The following is a 14,740-nucleotide window of genomic DNA, read 5'->3' on the forward strand; positions in this document are numbered from 1 at the left end:
TCACTCCGCTTCGAGCGGTAGATCGCTGAGTTCGCCGCGCGACACCACACCCAGCTTCGGGTACGCCTTGTAAAGGTGATGCCCCACCGTTCGCGGGCTCAAGAACAACTGCGCCGCGATATCCCGGTTCGACAGGCCCTGTGCGGCCAGCCGGACGATCTGCAACTCCTGCGGTGTGAGCTTGGCCAGCACGCCGTTCGCCGGTTTGGGGGTGGCGCCGACGCCGAGGGCGGCGAGTTCGGTGCGGGCGCGGTCGGCCCACGGGGCGGCGTCCAGGCGGTCGAAAGTTTCCATGGCGAGCTGTAATTGGACCCTGGCGTCGGTTTTGCGTTTCGCCCTGCGCAGCCATTCGCCGTACAGCAGTTGCGTTCTGGCCTGTTCGAACGGGCGGCCGCCGAGCCGCAGCGCCTCCTGGAAATGGGTATCAGCCGCGCTGTCGGGTGCGGTGAGCGCGCGGCAGCGGGCTGCCGTGGCGGCTATCCAATCCTGTTGTGCCGCTTCGGCCCACGCCGACAAGCGGATGAGCGCGTCGCCCGCGCGGGCGGAATCGCCGAGGCGCACCGCGGATTCGACGAGATCGGGCAGTGTCCGCGCGCCGATGACGTGGTGGCGGGCCGGTTCGACGGTGAGCGGTGCGAAGCGGGACAGCGCGCTTTCCACCCGGCCGTAGCCGAGGTCGAGCAGGCCGAGCGCGGCGTGCGCCCACGGTGCGCCCGCGGCGGCGGTACCGCCGAATTCCTCGGCCAGCGCGCGGCCTGCCAGGTCGTGGCAGTCGGTTTCGCGGCCTTCGAGCGCGGCGAGATAGGCCAGGAAGCTGCACAGCTGACTGACCCACTGTCCCTGTCCGAGGTCCTCGGCGATGCGCAGACCCTCCGCCGCGGCGATCCCGGCCTCGCAGGGGCGGCCGAGGAACAGTTCGGCCTCGGCCCGGAAGAACAGCAGCGTCGGCAGCGGCGAAAGTCTGCCCTGCGCACGGCATTCCGCGAGCAGCGCGCGGGTCAGCTCGGCGACCTGATCGTCCTGGCCGACGGCGAGGCCGATACCGCACATCTGCACCAGATCGCGCGGGCTGTCGGCGCCGTTGGCGCGGGCCGCCGCGGCGGCGTCGCGCAGGTCGGTGACGAAGCGGGCCTCGATGCCCGCGACCAGGTAGCGGGCGATCGGCGTCATCGGATCGGATTGGGGCAGCGGCAATTCGGTGAGCCGGCCGGTCACCTCGGCGAGTTCGGTCGCGCCCAGATACCAGGCGGCGTGCGCGGCTTGGACGAGCATGCGTGCAGCCCTTGCCGGATCGCTTTCGCGCACCGACTCGGCGCCGGCCAGCAGCAGTCGGTGTGCCGAAAGGTGTTTGCCCGCTGCGAATTCCGCGGTCGCCATGACCACATCGAGCCGGGCGGTGACGGCCGGGTCGGCGGTTTGCGCGGCGGTTCGTTCGGCCAGCTCCCTGGCTCGCTCCAATTGTCCGGCCTCGCCCGCGGTTTCGGCGGCGAGCAGCAGCCTGCGCACCCGGGCCGCCGGATCGGTGCTGAGGCTGGCGGCGCGCTCGTATGCGGCGACGGCGCCGGAGTAGCCGCTGCGACCGCGGGCCCGGTCGGCGGTGTCTTCCAGTGCGGCGGCGGCGTTTTCGTCCGGGCCGGTGGCCGCCGAGGCCAGCTGCCAGGCGCGCAGGTCGGCGTCGGCGGGCGCGGTGAGCGCGTCGGCGAGTGCGCGATGTGCCGAAATCCGTTGGGCCAGTGGCGCGCCCTGATAGATCGCGGAGCGCAGCAGCGGATGCCGGAAAGTCAAGGTGCGTCCGTCGGTGCGCACCAGCCCCGCCGACTGCGCCGGTTCGAGATCGGCGAGCAGGACTCCCATTTCGGCGCCCGCCAGCAGCGTCGGGCCGAGCTCGTCGGTGCCCGCCGCGGCGGCCAGCACCAGCAGCGTTCGGGTGGCGGCGGGCAGGCGGCCGACCTGACCGTTGAACGCGACGAGCAGACGCTGGGTCAGCGGCAGCGGATTCGGGCCGGAGTTCGGCGCCTCCGCCGCCAGCAGCGCCGGAAGTTCGAGCAGCGCAAGGGGATTGCCCGCGGCCTCGACCAACAGCCGGTAACGCAGCGCGGGCGCGAGATCGGGTGCGCGCTCGTCGACCAGCGCCGCCGCCGACTCCTGGCTCAACCCGCCGACGCGCAGTTCGGGCAGTCCCGGCGCGGGGAAATCGGTGGCCCCGGCGCGGGTCGCGAACAACATCACCACACCCTCGTCGGCCAGCCTGCGCGCCACGAACAGCAGCGTTTCCGCAGTGGCCCGGTCCAGCCAGTGCGCGTCGTCGATCACGCACAGCAGCGGACCCGCCGCCGTCTCCTCGGCGAGCAGCGAGAGCACCGCGAGCCCGACCAACATCCGGTCCCCGGGGTCCCGGTGGGCCAGGCCGAACGCGCCGCGCAGCGCGTCCCGCTGCGGGCCGGGCAGCGAGTCGAGCAGGTGCAGTCCGGGTCGCAGCAGCAGATGCAGTGCGGCGAAGGGCAATTCGGCCTCGGATTCGATCCCGGTGCTGCGTACGGTCGGGAAGCCCTGTGCGGCGGCGTATTCCAGCAGCGCGGTCTTGCCGACACCCGGCTCGCCGCGCAGTACGAGCACCCCGCTGCGCCCCTCCTTCGCTCCCTCGAGCAGGCGATCGATTCGTTCTTGTTCGGCCTGTCTTCCGTGGAGCATGTCCCCAACCGTAACGGGATCAGGACCGGCCCGCGCGCTTGACCGCGGTCGCGACCACGGTGACCTCGGCCGCCGGAATGTCGTACGCGCCGAGCCCGGTGACGAACCAGTACAACTCGGCGTTGTCCCGGCAGAACACGGCCACCGACAGGTTCGTCACACCGGTGGTCGCGAGCGTGCCGTGCACCAGCAACCTCGGCCCGACCGCTTGGCAGATCGCCGACGTGGCGGCGGGGCGGCTGGATCTGTTCTGGCAGTTCGGCGTGGATCCGGCCAATCTGCTCGGCCCGGCGCTGGTGGCTCGCGAGGCGGGCGCCTCGGTGCGCACCTGCGCCGGTGCGCCGTGGACGCCGGATGCGGACAGTTTCCTCGTCGGACCGTCCGGTCTGGTTTCGCTCGCCGTACGCGCTCTCGCACCGGCGTGAGACGGCTTGTGCCATAAGCCCGTTTCGGCGCGTGTCATTTACTGGATGAATAGCTAGCGGCTACTAAAGTTCACGGCATGCCGTCCAATCGCATGAGGGCGATCCTGGTCACCGCGTGTGCCGCCGTCGCCGGTGCGTGCGCGGTGGTGGCCGCGGTACCGGCGCGCGCGGAGATCATCACCATGCCGCCGCACGAGCGCAGCTTCGTCTCGCCGAACAACGCGATGCACTTCATCGTCGGGGCCAAGGGGGAGAAGATCAACCGGATCGCGCCGCTGAACCAGGTCGGCACCAGCCGGGAGGCGCTGGTCACGGTGATCGGCTACAGCATCGCCCAGGGTGCGTCCGGCGGCAAGCTGCGGGTGGGCTACCACGTCGGCTGCGCGGTGACCATCGGCGCGGGCACGCTCGGCGCGACGCCCGACCTGGTCATCGGCCAGCAGCCCAGCTTCAATCCGAATCCCGTCGCGACGATCAACCTCACCCCCGGTGAGATCAAGGAGATCGCGCTGATGGACAAGGATCTGGTACCCGGCAAGCTGACCCAGCTGAGCGTGCGCGATTTCCATATCGTCGTCAACGCGTGTACCGGCCCCGTCACCCTGCGGGAGTACACGTATGCCGACGTCAAATCCCCCGAGGTGGACGACTCCGCCGCGGTATTCGGCGACCCGACCTGGCTCTGAGGACCGGAATCCCGATTAACACCCGGCGTCCCCGTGCGATGAATCGAGTAGTTCGGTACGCACGTCACGCGGTGTGTCCTGCGGGAGGATGGGCTCATGAAACGCCTGGTTGTTTGCTGTGACGGCACCTGGAAAGCGGAGTCGAGCACAACGGTTTCCAACATCATCAAGATCGCCGAGACGGTCGCCTTCGACGCGAAGGGGCCGTTGGGGCAGCGCATTCAGCAATGGGTCAGCTATGTGTCGGGGCCGGGTGCGCGCGGATTCCTGGCCGATCGGTTGATGGGTGGCGCGTTCGGGCTCGGGTTGGATGCCAATCTTTCCGCGGCCTACTGGCATCTGGCGTTGAACTGGGAGCCCGGCGACGAGATCTACATCTTCGGTTTCAGCCGCGGCGCGTACACCGCGCGCAGCCTGGCCGGGTTGATCCACCGGGTCGGGCTGCTGACGCCCGCGGCCATGATCGGCGGCGAATATCCGAACGCGCTGCGGATCTACCGCTGGCCATTACCCGCCGACGGCGTGGAACCCGCAGCGTGGCGGGATTTCCGTGAGCGCCACTGCCAGCATCCGATCAAGATCGACTTTCTCGGTGTCTTCGACACTGTCGGCGCGCTCGGGGTGCCGGGCCTCGGCGCGTTCCGGCGCGGCTTCCACGACGTGCGACTCACCCCCAATGTGCACTGCGCGCGCCAAGCCCTGGCCATCGATGAGCGCCGCCGCATCTTCGAGCCCTGCCTGTGGGAGGTGCCGGTGGTGCCGAATATCAAGTACAGCAAGCGAATCGAGCGGGTCAAGCAGGTCTGGTTCGAGGGCGTGCACAGCGATATCGGCGGCGGCTACCGCGAATGCGGGCTCTCGGATATCACGCTGCGCTGGATGATTCGGGAGGCCGAGGAGGTCGGGCTGGTCTTCGACGTGGACCGGCTGAACCATCTGGCCGCCGAATGCCGAGCCAAGGACCGCCACCTACATCTGCACAACTCGCTCTCGGCGGCCTACCGGGTGCTCAACCTCATGCGCGCCATGCGGCATCCGAGAAACCGGCGCTTCCAACGGGATTCGTGGCGGCGGCTGTGCCTGCCGACCGATCGGTGCGTCCGCATCGCCTCCAGTACCCAGGATGTGCGCGACTACGCCCCGCCCAACGTGCGCAGCTGGCGCGACGAATTGGACGGCGCATTCCCCGAAGAACTCATCGAGAAGACCGAACTGGCCTGAGCCGCAAGGCGATTGATCGACCCAGCGAGCAGCGCGGTGCGATCGGTGACATCGGCCAGCGCGATATGCTCGTCACGGGCGTGCGCACCGCCGCCGGTGGCGCCCATGCCGCAGATCACCGGGCGCCCGAGCGCCGCGATCAGGTTGGCGTCGCTGGCGCCGCCGACCGGCGGGTGGGTGAGCGGCCCGCGCAACCGCCGCGCGACGGCGTCGACGAGCTCGAACAACTCGCGGCTCGCCGGAGTCGTCACCATGGGCGGGCGCCGCCAGCCGCCGGAGATATCCAGCCGCACGCGCGGATCCGGCGGTTGCAGCCGCGCGAAAACCCGGTCCATGCGCGGTATTTCGGCCGGATCGGCGATTCTGACGTCCACCTGGCATTCGGCGTGGCCGGCGACCACGTTGCGGGCCGAGCCGCCGCCGATCAGCCCGACATTGACGGTGGTGCCCCGCTGCGGATCCGCGGCGTCGAGCAGTTGCCGGATGACATCGGCGAGCGCGTGGATCGCGCTGGCGCCGCGGGTCGGCTCCAGCCCGGCGTGCGCCTCCACGCCCGTCGCCGAAATCGTAAAGTCGCCGGTGCCTTTGCGTTCCGTCTTCACCGCCCAGCCGGCGCCGCCCGGTTCGGTCACGAAGGTCGCGATCGCGTCGGTGGCGGCCCGTTCGATATGGGGCCGGGACGCGGGCGAGCCGATCTCTTCGTCGCCGGTGAGCAGCAATCGCACTGTCGGCCGCGGCAATTCGAGGCTTTGCAGCGCCCGCACCGCCCAAACGCTTTGGGCGATACCGAATTTCATATCGAAGATGCCGGGGCCGGTGGCCCGGTCGTCTTCGACGGAGAACGGTCGCGCGGCCAGGGTGCCCACCGGCCAGACGGTGTCGTAGTGGCAGACGATGAGCACGACGTTCGTGCCGTCGCCGGGCACGATCACGTCCAGGGCATCGCCGTATCGCGCGAGCCGGTGGCGGGTCGTGTAGACGGGGCCGAGTCGTTCGGGCAGCCAGGCGGTGAGCTGGTCCGCCATCGCGTCGAGCAATGCCTTGTCGCCGCTCGGTGTTTCGGATTCGACCAGGGTGCGCAGGTCGGCGATGAGTTCGCTGTTGTGCTCGTCGATCCAGGACACGAGGTCGGGTAGCGGATCGGAGGTCACGTTCGGTTCTCCTTGATAGTTCGGGTGCGGCTACGAGACGGGTGCCCCGGGTCCGAGCGGAATACCCAGCCAGTACCAGGCCAGGAAGATCAGCAGCCAGACCACTAGGTCGACCACGGCGAGCGGCAATACCAGCGACATCAGGGTGCCGATCCCGGCCGTCGGCCGGTAGCGGCGGATGAAGCCGAGCGCCATCACGAAGTACGGGCTCATCGGCGTGATGCTGTGCACCGGCGCGTTGGCGATGCGGAACAGCGCCATCGTCGTCTCGGGGTGGATGTGCAGCAGCATCAGCATCGGCACCAGGATCGGCGCGACCAGCGCCCACATGGCCGAGCCGCTGGTCAGCAGCAGGGTCATCGCGCTGACCAGCAGCACGACGCCGATGAAGATCAGCACCGGGCTCGCGCCGATATTCTTCAGCAGTTCGGCGCCGTGGATCGAGATGACCGAGCCGAGGTTGGTCCACTGGAAATAGGCCAGGAACTGCGAAATGGTGAAGAACAGCACCAGCACGGGCGCCAGTTCCTTCAGGCCGCCGACCATCATGTCCGGCAGATCCCGCGAGGTGCGGATCTTGCCGATGACGATGCCGTACACCGTGCCGATCACGATGAAGAAGAACATCAGGAAGACCGCGACACCCTCCATCAGCGGCGAGTTCACGATCGCGCCGCCCTTGCCGCGCAACGGCGAACCGTACGGCAGCACCGCCAGCGCCAGTGCGACCAGGAAGATCGCCCCCGAGGCCAGCGCCCAGCGCATCCCCTTGATCTCGAGCGCGGACACGGACATGTCCGGCAACTCCTCGGCGTCGGTCGATTCCGGTTCCTCGGCGTTCATCACCGCGACCCGCCGCGCGACCACCAATTCGGTGACGACGGCGATGGTCACCGCGAGCACCAGCGAGGACACCACGGAGAAGTAGTAATTGGAGGTCGGCGTGACCACATAGGACGGATCGATGGTGTGCGCCGCCGAGGTGGCGATGCCCGCGAACACCGGATCCGCGGGGATCAGCACCGGGCTGATGTTGTGCGCGCCGCCGACCGCGACGAAGGCGACGACCGCACCGAGCACCGGACTCCGGCCGACCGCGCGAAAGGCGACCATCGCGAGCGGGATCATCACCACGAATGCCGCATCGGCCGCGACCTGGGCGAACATACAGACCACCGCGACCGCGAGGCTGACGTACCGGGCGGGCACCCTGGCCAGCGACGCGCGCATCAGCGCGGCGAGCAGCCCGGTCTTATCCGCGACCGCGACGCCGAGCATGACGACGACGATCAGGCCGAGCGGCGGGAAGTTGACGTAGTTCTTGATCAGGTCGCCGATCATCATGTGCAGGCCGTCGCCGGAGATCAGATTCCTGACCTCGACGCGTTTGCCGCTGCCCGGCGTGATGGCGGAGACATTGAAGGTCGCGAGCAGCCAACTGGCCAGGACCACCACCGCGGTCAGGATCACGAACAGCCAGAACGGATGTGGCAGTTTGTTGCCGACCCGCTCGATCGAGGCCAGCGCGCGCTGCAGCACCGAGGTCTGACGGTTGGTTGGTGTGTCGATCGTCGGTGTGCCGACGGCGGGTTCAGTCATGCCGTGTGTCCACTCTCTTCTGGTCCGGTCGTACTGCTCGACCTGACCGGCACCCGGGTCGGCGAACCCCGGAATTATCCCGAGGCGGCGGACCCGCCCACCGCGATGGCGATGCGGTGGTTGTTTGTGCCACAAATTAGTTTGATGATGATGACATGTGTCATCTGGTAGGTCAACGACGGTGGTTTAGACCGGAATTATTGCGGTCTATGATCGACCGATGCCGAATAACCTGGTGCCCGCGGCGGAGCTGCCGCTCGACGATGTCGATCTCGACCTGGTCGCGGCGCTGCAACTCGCGCCCCGGGCGCCGGTCAATGTGCTCGCCGAGGTGATCGGCAGCTCCCCGAGCACCATCACCCGCCGGATGACCCGGCTGCGCGAGGAAAATCTGCTGCGCGTCATCGGCCGCCTCGACTGGCCGCTGTTCGCCACCGCCTACCCGCGCCTGGTATGGCTGCGCTGCCTGCCGGGGCAGGTGCACGAGGTGGCCGCCCGCATCGCCGAGCTGCCGCAGGTGCAGACCATCATCGTCACCACCGGCAGCGCCGATCTGTATTGCTCGGTGTATCCGCTGATCGGCACCGACGTCCTCGACCTGCTCACCAGGCGGCTGCCCGGCCTGCCCGGCCTGGTCTCGGTCGAGTCGCAGTTGGTGCTGCGCGCCGAAAAGGTCGGGCACTCATGGCGATTGCCTCGGCTCACCCGGGCGCAGGAGACGCAGTTGAGCGCGCACGGCGTGCGGATCACCGAGCCGCGCGCCACCCGGTTGAGCGAACTCGGTGAGCTGGAGTTGCGCGCGGTGGAACTGCTCGCCGCCGACGGCAGGGTCTCGGCTGCCGAGGTGGCTCGCGAACTCGATATCAGCAGGTCCGCCGCCTACCGGCTGACCCAGTCGCTACTGGAGAGCGGAACGGTATCGCCGCGCGTCGAGATCGAACCCGCCGCGCTCGGCCACCGCCTGGAGGCGATATTCGCGCTGACCGCCGAGCCGAGCGCGATCCCGGAAATCCTCGACCGGCTCGGCCGTCACCCCTCGGCTCGCCTGGTCGCGATGGTCGCGGGTTCGGCCTCCGTCGTGCACACGGCGGTCTTCCGCGACGAGCAGGAACTCGCCGAATTCATCACCGCAGAACTCGGCGGCTATCCCGGCATCACCGCGGTGGACACCCGCATCGCGGTGCAGGTGGTCCGCCGCTACTGGATGACCCGCGACGGCGCCTACCTGGGCGCACCCGTGCCGGGTTTCCCGACCCGGCTGCTGCGGCCCGCCTGAGCGTCAGCGCACCAGCAGGGCGACCGGCAGCCGGGCGAACAGCTTCTCCAGCCGGGCCCGGCCCTGGAAGGTGTGGCCGGTGAGCCGGTCGGTCCAGTTGCCCTCGGGCAGATCCAAAGTCGTATCGCCCCAACCGGATTCGCCCAGCCCGACGCTGTGCCTGGTGGCCGCCACCAGCACCTCCGGCTCCGAGCCGACCCGGCCGCGGGCATAGGCGACCAACCTGCCCGCGTGCTCGCCCGACGCGAACAGCGGCAGGTAGCTGCCGCCGACGAAGCAGTCGGGCCGCTCGCGGCGCAACCACAGCGCGTACGCGACGATCCACATCTTGGCCGCGCCCGTGGTATCCAAAGCCGGTGTGCCGGTGAGGGATTGCAGCAGACCCGCACGAGCCGCGAAATCCACCGGGCGGCGATTGTCCGGGTCCACCAGCGAATCCTCCCAGAGCTCGCAACCCTGGTAGATATCCGGGATACCGGGACCGCAGAGCTGAAGTAGCTTCTGCGCCAAGGCATCCGACCAGGCGTGCGGGGCCAGCTCGTGCACCAGGTCGCCGATCTCGATGCCGACCGGGCCGTCGATCACCGCGTCCAGCCAGGCGTGCACGGCCGACTCGAACTCCGAATCCGGCTCCTCCCAAGAGGTGTGCACGCCGGCCTCGCGAATCGCCTTCTCCGCGAACATATGCAGTCGCTCACGCAGACCCGGCACCGAGGAGGCGGGGCGGCCGTCGGCGGGCCAGACGCCGAACATGTTCTGCAACAAGAACAGCGAGGTCGCGCCGTCCGGGCTCGGCAGGGTCTCGTGCCAGGATTCCACCGCGCGCGCCCAGGTCTCGGCGACCTGCGACAGCACGCCGATGCGGGCGCGCACATCCTCGCCACGCTTGGTGTCGTGGGTGGACAGCGTGGTCATGGTGGCGGGCCAGCGCTGCGCGCGCTCACTGTTGGCGAGGTGGAATTCGTTGAGCGAGTGGCCGAATCGGGCCGGATTGCCGCCGACCTCCTGCAGTGAGACCAACCTGGCCGCCTGATAGAACATGGTGTCCTCGACGGACTTCGCGGTGATCGCGCCGCAGACCTGGCTGAACCGCATCGCGGTCTCGCCCTCCGCGGCCAGCGCGGCCACCAGCACGCTCAGCGGTGCGGTGAGTTCGCTGTTGCGCTTCTCCACCTCCGCGATCACCGCGCCGGTCATCCCGGCCAGCGGCGCGTAGTCGACGCGATAGACCGGCATGAAGGCGAGCACCTCGATGGTCGCGTTGGTGAGCGCCATCGTGTCGAAACTCTCCGCGCCCGCATCGCGTTTGATCGCGGCCACCAGCCGCCTGATCTCCGGGGCCAGCAGGTTCTCCGCGACCGCCCGCTTGATCCGGTGCTCGGTCTCGCCGATCCAGGCGCGGTCGCTGCCGTGTCCGGCGAAGCGGCGGGACAGTTCGGTGAGCGTCTGCTCACCGGCCGGATCGATCAGCACGCCGCCGACGTCGGCGAGCGCGTCGTATCCGGTGGTGCCGTCGACCGGCAGGGTCGCGTCCAGCGGTTCCCGGTTGGCCAGGATCTTCTCGACAAGTAGTAGCCGGTGCGGGCCGATGATCCGGCGCAGCCGTGCCAGATAGGTTGCGGGATAAGACAATCCGTCCGGATGATCGATCCGCACGCCGTCGATCAAGTCATGTTCGCACCAGGCGGCCAGCTCGCGATGGGTGATGTCGAAGACCTCGGGATCCTCCTGACGGATCGCCGCGAGGCTGCTCACCGCGAAGAACCGGCGGTAGGTGCACACGCCGGCCTTCCAGCTCACCAGGCGGTAATGCTGCTTGTCGTGTATGCGCAGCGCGTTGTCGCCGTCGGTGCCCGGCGCGATCGGGAAGCGCAGATCGTGCAGCGCCAGCATGGGTTCCGGGCCGCTGCGGTCCACCGTCAGCGCGGCGGGATCGTTCTCGCCCTGCAACACCGGCAGCGCCAGCCTGCCGCCCGCGCCGTTGCCCGGGCTCCAGTCGATATCGAAGTAGTGCGCGAACGCCGACTCCTTGCCGTTGCGCAAAACGTCCCACCACCAAGGGTTCTGGCGCGGATCGGCGACCCCGACATGGTTGGGCACCAGGTCCACGATCAGGCCCATACCGCGGCTGCGCACCTCGTCGGCCAGCGCCTTCAACCCGAGCGGCCCGCCGAGCGCGGCCGCGACCGTTGTCGGATCGGTGACGTCGTAGCCATGCGTCGAACCGCGCGCCGCGGTGAGGATCGGCGACAGGTACAGATGCGAAATGCCCAGCTGCTGCAGGTATTCCGCGATCGCGCGGGCCTCGGTGAAGGTCAGCGCGTCGGGGCGCAATTGCAGCCGGTAGGTGCTGCGCACGGTGGTCGGCCGGGCCGGCTTGCGGCGCAGGGACATGGCTTCGGTGAGATGTGTCTCGTTCATAGTCGTGTCGGTCATGCGGTCCGGCGGAGGACGAGCAGGCAGCGGTCGGGGACGGTGACGGTGGCCGCCGCGGCGTACTCCGCGTCGGCCCGGCCGGTGGGTGACGAACAGTCGAGTGCGACAGACCATCTTGCGCCGTAATCCCGGCCGGGTAGCGCGAAATCGATGGCGGCGTCGTGCGCGTTGAAACACAGCAGGAACGAGTCGTCGGTGATGCGTTCGCCGCGGGGGCCCTTTTCGTGGATGCCGTCGCCGTCGAGGTAGACCGTCAGCGACCGGCCGAATCCGTTGTCCCAGTCCGCGAGCGTCATCTCCGCGCCGGTCGGGGTGAGCCAGGCGATATCGCGGGTGAAATGGTCCTCGGCGCGGATCGGGCGGCCCTCCAGGAAACGCCTGCGCCGGAAGATCGGATGCGCGGTGCGCAGCGCGATCACCGCGCGGGTGAACTCGACCAGATCCGCATTGGTCTCCCGCAGCGACCAATCCATCCAGGCCAGCGGCGAATCCTGGCAGTAGGCATTGTTGTTGCCCTGTTGGGTGCGGCCCATCTCGTCGCCGTGCAGCAGCATCGGCGTGCCCTGGCTGAGGATCAGCGTCGCGAGCAGATTGCGGCTCTGCCGCTCCCGCAGGGCGTTGATCGCCGGATCGTCGGTCGGCCCCTCGGCACCGCAGTTCCACGACCGGTTGTAGCTCTCGCCGTCCCGGTTGTCCTCGCCGTTGGCCTGGTTGTGTTTTTCGTTGTAGGACACCAGATCTCGCAGCGTGAACCCGTCGTGCGCGGTGACGAAGTTGATGCTGGCGCTCGGGCGGCGCCCGGTGGCCTCGTACAGATCCGAGGATCCGGTGAGCCGGGAGGCGAACTCGCCCAACGTCGCGGGCTGACCCCGCCAGTAATCGCGCACCGTGTCACGGTATTTGCCGTTCCACTCGGTCCACAGACCCGGAAAATTGCCGACCTGGTAGCCGCCCTCGCCGACGTCCCACGGCTCGGCGATCAGCTTCACCTGGCTCACCACCGGATCCTGTTGCACCAGATCGAAGAACGTGGACAGCCGGTCCACGTCGTGCAGCTCCCTGGCCAGGGTCGCGGCCAGATCGAAGCGGAAGCCGTCGACGCGCATGTCCAGGATCCAGTACCGCAGCGAATCCATGATCAGCTGCAGCGTATGCGGGTGGCGCACGTTGAGGCTGTTGCCGGTGCCCGTGTAATCCATGTAGTGCGAAGGGTCTTCGTCGACGAGGCGGTAGTAGGCCGCGTTATCGATGCCGCGGAAGGCGATGGTCGGGCCGCGGTGATTGCCCTCGGCGGTGTGGTTGTACACCACGTCGAGGATCACCTCGATGCCCGCGGCGTGCAGATCCCGCACCATCGCCTTGAATTCGGTCACCGCCGAGCCCGCGCGCTTGACCGCCGCGTACTCGTTGTGCGGGGCCAGGTAGCCGAAGCTGTTGTAGCCCCAGTAGTTTCGGAGACCCTGGTCCAGCAGCATCCGGTCGTGCAGGAACTGGTGCACCGGCATCAGTTCGATCGCGGTGACGCCGAGGCCGCGCAGATGGTCGACGATCGCCGGATGCGCGAGACCGCCGTAGGTGCCGCGCAATTCGTCCGGCACCTCGGGATGGGTGATGGTCATCCCCTTGACGTGCGCCTCGTAGATCACCGTCTCGTGATAGGGGCGGTTCGGCGAACGGTCGGCGCCCCAGTCGAAGAACGGGTTGATCACCACCCCGGCCATGGTGTGGCCGAGCGAATCCAGGCCGTTGGTGTAGAGCGCCGGATTGTCGTCGAAATCGCCGTCGAACGCCTTGCCGTACGGGTCGAGCAGCAATTTGCTTGGGTCGCAACGGAATCCGCGCGCCGGATCGTACGGGCCGTGCACCCGGTAGCCGTAGCGCTGGCCGGGGCCGATGCCGGGTAGGTAGGCATGCCAGACATAGCCGTCCACCTCGTCGAGCGCGATCCTGGATTCGGTGCCGTCCGCGCCGATCAGGCACAGCTCGACCGCGTCGGCGACCTCCGAGAACACCGAGAAATTGGTGCCGGCGCCGTCATAGGTCGCGCCCAATGGATATGCGGTGCCCGGCCAGACACCGAGGGGTGTCACATCACCGGGCGCTACGTCGGGCTGGGCCATGCTACGACAGTAGCGGCAGCGGCGGTCCGGCTCGTGCGGGTGGTTGTGGACGGGCGCGTCAGCTGGGCTCCGGTACCCGGATCAAGGACTTTCGCCAGGTCTGGCCGATCAGGTCGACGCCCCAGCTGTGATGCGGGGTGGACTCCACCAGTTCGAATCCGGCGCGCTGGTAGATGTGCCGGGCCGAGGCGAGCACGTCGTTGGTCCACAGGACCATATCGCGGTAGCCGACCTCGGTCGCGAAGTCCAGGCAGGCGTCGACCAGCGCCGAGCCGACGCCGAGGCCGCGGGCGCTCGGTTCGACCAGCAGCAGGCGCAGGCGTGCGGTGGTGTCATCCTCGCGGACGCAGAAGACGCTGCCCGCGGGACGGCCGCCCACCTCGGCGATCCAGGCGCGCTCCAGCGCCGGATCGCGATTGTCGAGGTAGTCGGCCAGGATGCGCGCGATGAGTGCCTCATATGTTGCGTCCCAACCATATTCGGCCGCGTAGAGGGCGGCGTGGCGCTGCAGCACCCAGCCGTACTCGCCCGCCTGCGGCTCGCGCAGGGTGAACGCGGGCGCGGACGCGGCGGCGGGACGGTCCAGGATGTCCTGGATGGTCCGCATGGCGGCGAGGAGTTCGGTGCGGTCCGCGGGCGGGTGCGCCCCGAGTAGTTTCCCGACGTCGGCGCTGGAACGCCGGTTCAACAGGGCGAATTCGGCGCGGCCACGACTGGTGAGGCGCACCTCCTGCCGGCGCGCGTCGGTGCTGGAGCGGCCGCTCTCGATCAGGCCGCGCTGTTTGAACCGGGTGAGAATGCGGCTGAGATAGCCGGGATCGAGGCCGAGTTCCTGGCGCAGCCGGATGGTTTCGGTGGATCCGGAACTGGCCAGCTCGAACAGGATTCGGGCCTCGGTGAGCGAGTAATCGGTATCCACCAGACCCGCGCCGAGCACCCCGATGACGCGGGTGTATCGGCGGTTGAAGGCGCGGACGGCGGCGATATCGGTGGCGGCGACGGCAGTCACGGCGACTCCTATTGTTTGACTGAGTCAAAGGATATGCCGCGGCGGCGCATCTTGGTGGAAATTCGCCCGCCGCGCAGCTCGACTGGTAACTTGAACGCCGTTCAAGCGGCGCTACCACGAGGATTC

11 protein-coding genes are annotated in these 14,740 nt (G+C 68.6%); 4 read left to right on the forward strand and 7 right to left on the reverse strand.

The features are described 5' to 3' along the window. Both F5544_RS15765 and F5544_RS45960 read right to left on the reverse strand, forming a co-directional pair. Window positions 1–2,691 carry an ATP-binding protein gene (locus F5544_RS15765; protein ID WP_167473891.1) on the reverse strand — a complete coding sequence of 897 codons (2,691 nt, stop codon included), beginning with the start codon at window positions 2,689–2,691 and terminating at the stop codon, window positions 1–3. A gap of 19 nt (window positions 2,692–2,710) precedes the next feature. After that, window positions 2,711–2,878, reverse strand: a complete 168-nt coding sequence (locus tag F5544_RS45960; protein ID WP_203217728.1) for a hypothetical protein — start codon at window positions 2,876–2,878, stop codon at window positions 2,711–2,713. On the opposite strand from F5544_RS45960, the gene F5544_RS15770 reads away from it, so the two are divergent. From F5544_RS15770 to F5544_RS15780, 3 genes are all read left to right on the forward strand, one after another. Further along, window positions 2,868–3,116: an inositol monophosphatase family protein gene (locus tag F5544_RS15770; RefSeq protein ID WP_238847262.1), complete on the forward strand. Its 249-nt coding sequence runs from the start codon at window positions 2,868–2,870 to the stop codon at window positions 3,114–3,116. The two genes, F5544_RS45960 and F5544_RS15770, sit on opposite strands and share 11 nt — an antisense overlap. 77 nt (window positions 3,117–3,193) lie before the next feature. Continuing rightward, window positions 3,194–3,802: an MspA family porin gene (locus F5544_RS15775; RefSeq protein ID WP_238847263.1), complete on the forward strand. Its 609-nt coding sequence runs from the start codon at window positions 3,194–3,196 to the stop codon at window positions 3,800–3,802. 96 nt (window positions 3,803–3,898) lie between these two features. Then, window positions 3,899–5,023, forward strand: coding sequence for a DUF2235 domain-containing protein (locus tag F5544_RS15780; protein ID WP_167473892.1), 1,125 nt, complete (start codon window positions 3,899–3,901; stop codon window positions 5,021–5,023). On the opposite strand, the gene F5544_RS15785 is transcribed toward F5544_RS15780, so the two are convergent. Continuing rightward, window positions 4,936–6,174: a M20 family metallopeptidase gene (locus F5544_RS15785; RefSeq protein WP_203217566.1), complete on the reverse strand. Its 1,239-nt coding sequence runs from the start codon at window positions 6,172–6,174 to the stop codon at window positions 4,936–4,938. The genes F5544_RS15780 and F5544_RS15785 overlap by 88 nt on opposite strands. 30 nt (window positions 6,175–6,204) lie before the next feature. Continuing rightward, window positions 6,205–7,773 carry an AbgT family transporter gene (locus F5544_RS15790; protein WP_203217567.1) on the reverse strand — a complete coding sequence of 523 codons (1,569 nt, stop codon included), beginning with the start codon at window positions 7,771–7,773 and terminating at the stop codon, window positions 6,205–6,207. Between the two features lie 220 nt (window positions 7,774–7,993). Here F5544_RS15790 and F5544_RS15795 point away from each other — a divergent pair, with 220 nt between their 5' ends. After that, on the forward strand, window positions 7,994–9,049 hold the full coding sequence (locus tag F5544_RS15795) for an Lrp/AsnC family transcriptional regulator (protein WP_167473893.1): 1,056 nt from the start codon (window positions 7,994–7,996) through the stop codon (window positions 9,047–9,049). Window positions 9,050–9,052: 3 nt separating this feature from the next. Here the strand turns inward: F5544_RS15795 and treY are convergent, their stop codons facing one another. Genes treY through F5544_RS15810 form a run of 3 tightly spaced genes read right to left on the reverse strand, consistent with a single transcriptional unit; the run spans window position 9,053 to window position 14,614 of the window. Next, a complete protein-coding gene (gene treY / locus F5544_RS15800) occupies window positions 9,053–11,470 on the reverse strand; it encodes a malto-oligosyltrehalose synthase (RefSeq protein WP_238847264.1) in 2,418 nt (805 codons plus the stop codon). An 11-nt stretch (window positions 11,471–11,481) separates the two neighbouring features. Next, window positions 11,482–13,605: a glycogen debranching protein GlgX gene (gene glgX, locus F5544_RS15805; RefSeq protein WP_167473895.1), complete on the reverse strand. Its 2,124-nt coding sequence runs from the start codon at window positions 13,603–13,605 to the stop codon at window positions 11,482–11,484. A 58-nt stretch (window positions 13,606–13,663) separates the two neighbouring features. Continuing rightward, window positions 13,664–14,614 (reverse strand): bifunctional helix-turn-helix transcriptional regulator/GNAT family N-acetyltransferase, encoded by a 951-nt coding sequence (locus F5544_RS15810; protein WP_167473896.1) that lies wholly within the window; start codon window positions 14,612–14,614, stop codon window positions 13,664–13,666. Window positions 14,615–14,740 lie beyond the last annotated feature (126 nt).

This window comes from Nocardia arthritidis, from assembly GCF_011801145.1.
GTDB lineage: Bacteria > Actinomycetota > Actinomycetes > Mycobacteriales > Mycobacteriaceae > Nocardia > Nocardia arthritidis_A.

Coding starts and splice junctions, on each gene's coding strand:
- F5544_RS15765 (WP_167473891.1), bottom strand. CDS start 2,691: ATGCTCCACGGAAGACAGGCCGAACAAGAACGAATCGATCGCCTGCTC.
- F5544_RS15775 (WP_238847263.1), top strand. CDS start 3,194: ATGCCGTCCAATCGCATGAGGGCGATCCTGGTCACCGCGTGTGCCGCC.
- F5544_RS15780 (WP_167473892.1), top strand. CDS start 3,899: ATGAAACGCCTGGTTGTTTGCTGTGACGGCACCTGGAAAGCGGAGTCG.
- F5544_RS15790 (WP_203217567.1), bottom strand. CDS start 7,773: ATGACTGAACCCGCCGTCGGCACACCGACGATCGACACACCAACCAAC.
- F5544_RS15795 (WP_167473893.1), top strand. CDS start 7,994: ATGCCGAATAACCTGGTGCCCGCGGCGGAGCTGCCGCTCGACGATGTC.
- treY (WP_238847264.1), bottom strand. CDS start 11,470: ATGAACGAGACACATCTCACCGAAGCCATGTCCCTGCGCCGCAAGCCG.
- glgX (WP_167473895.1), bottom strand. CDS start 13,605: ATGGCCCAGCCCGACGTAGCGCCCGGTGATGTGACACCCCTCGGTGTC.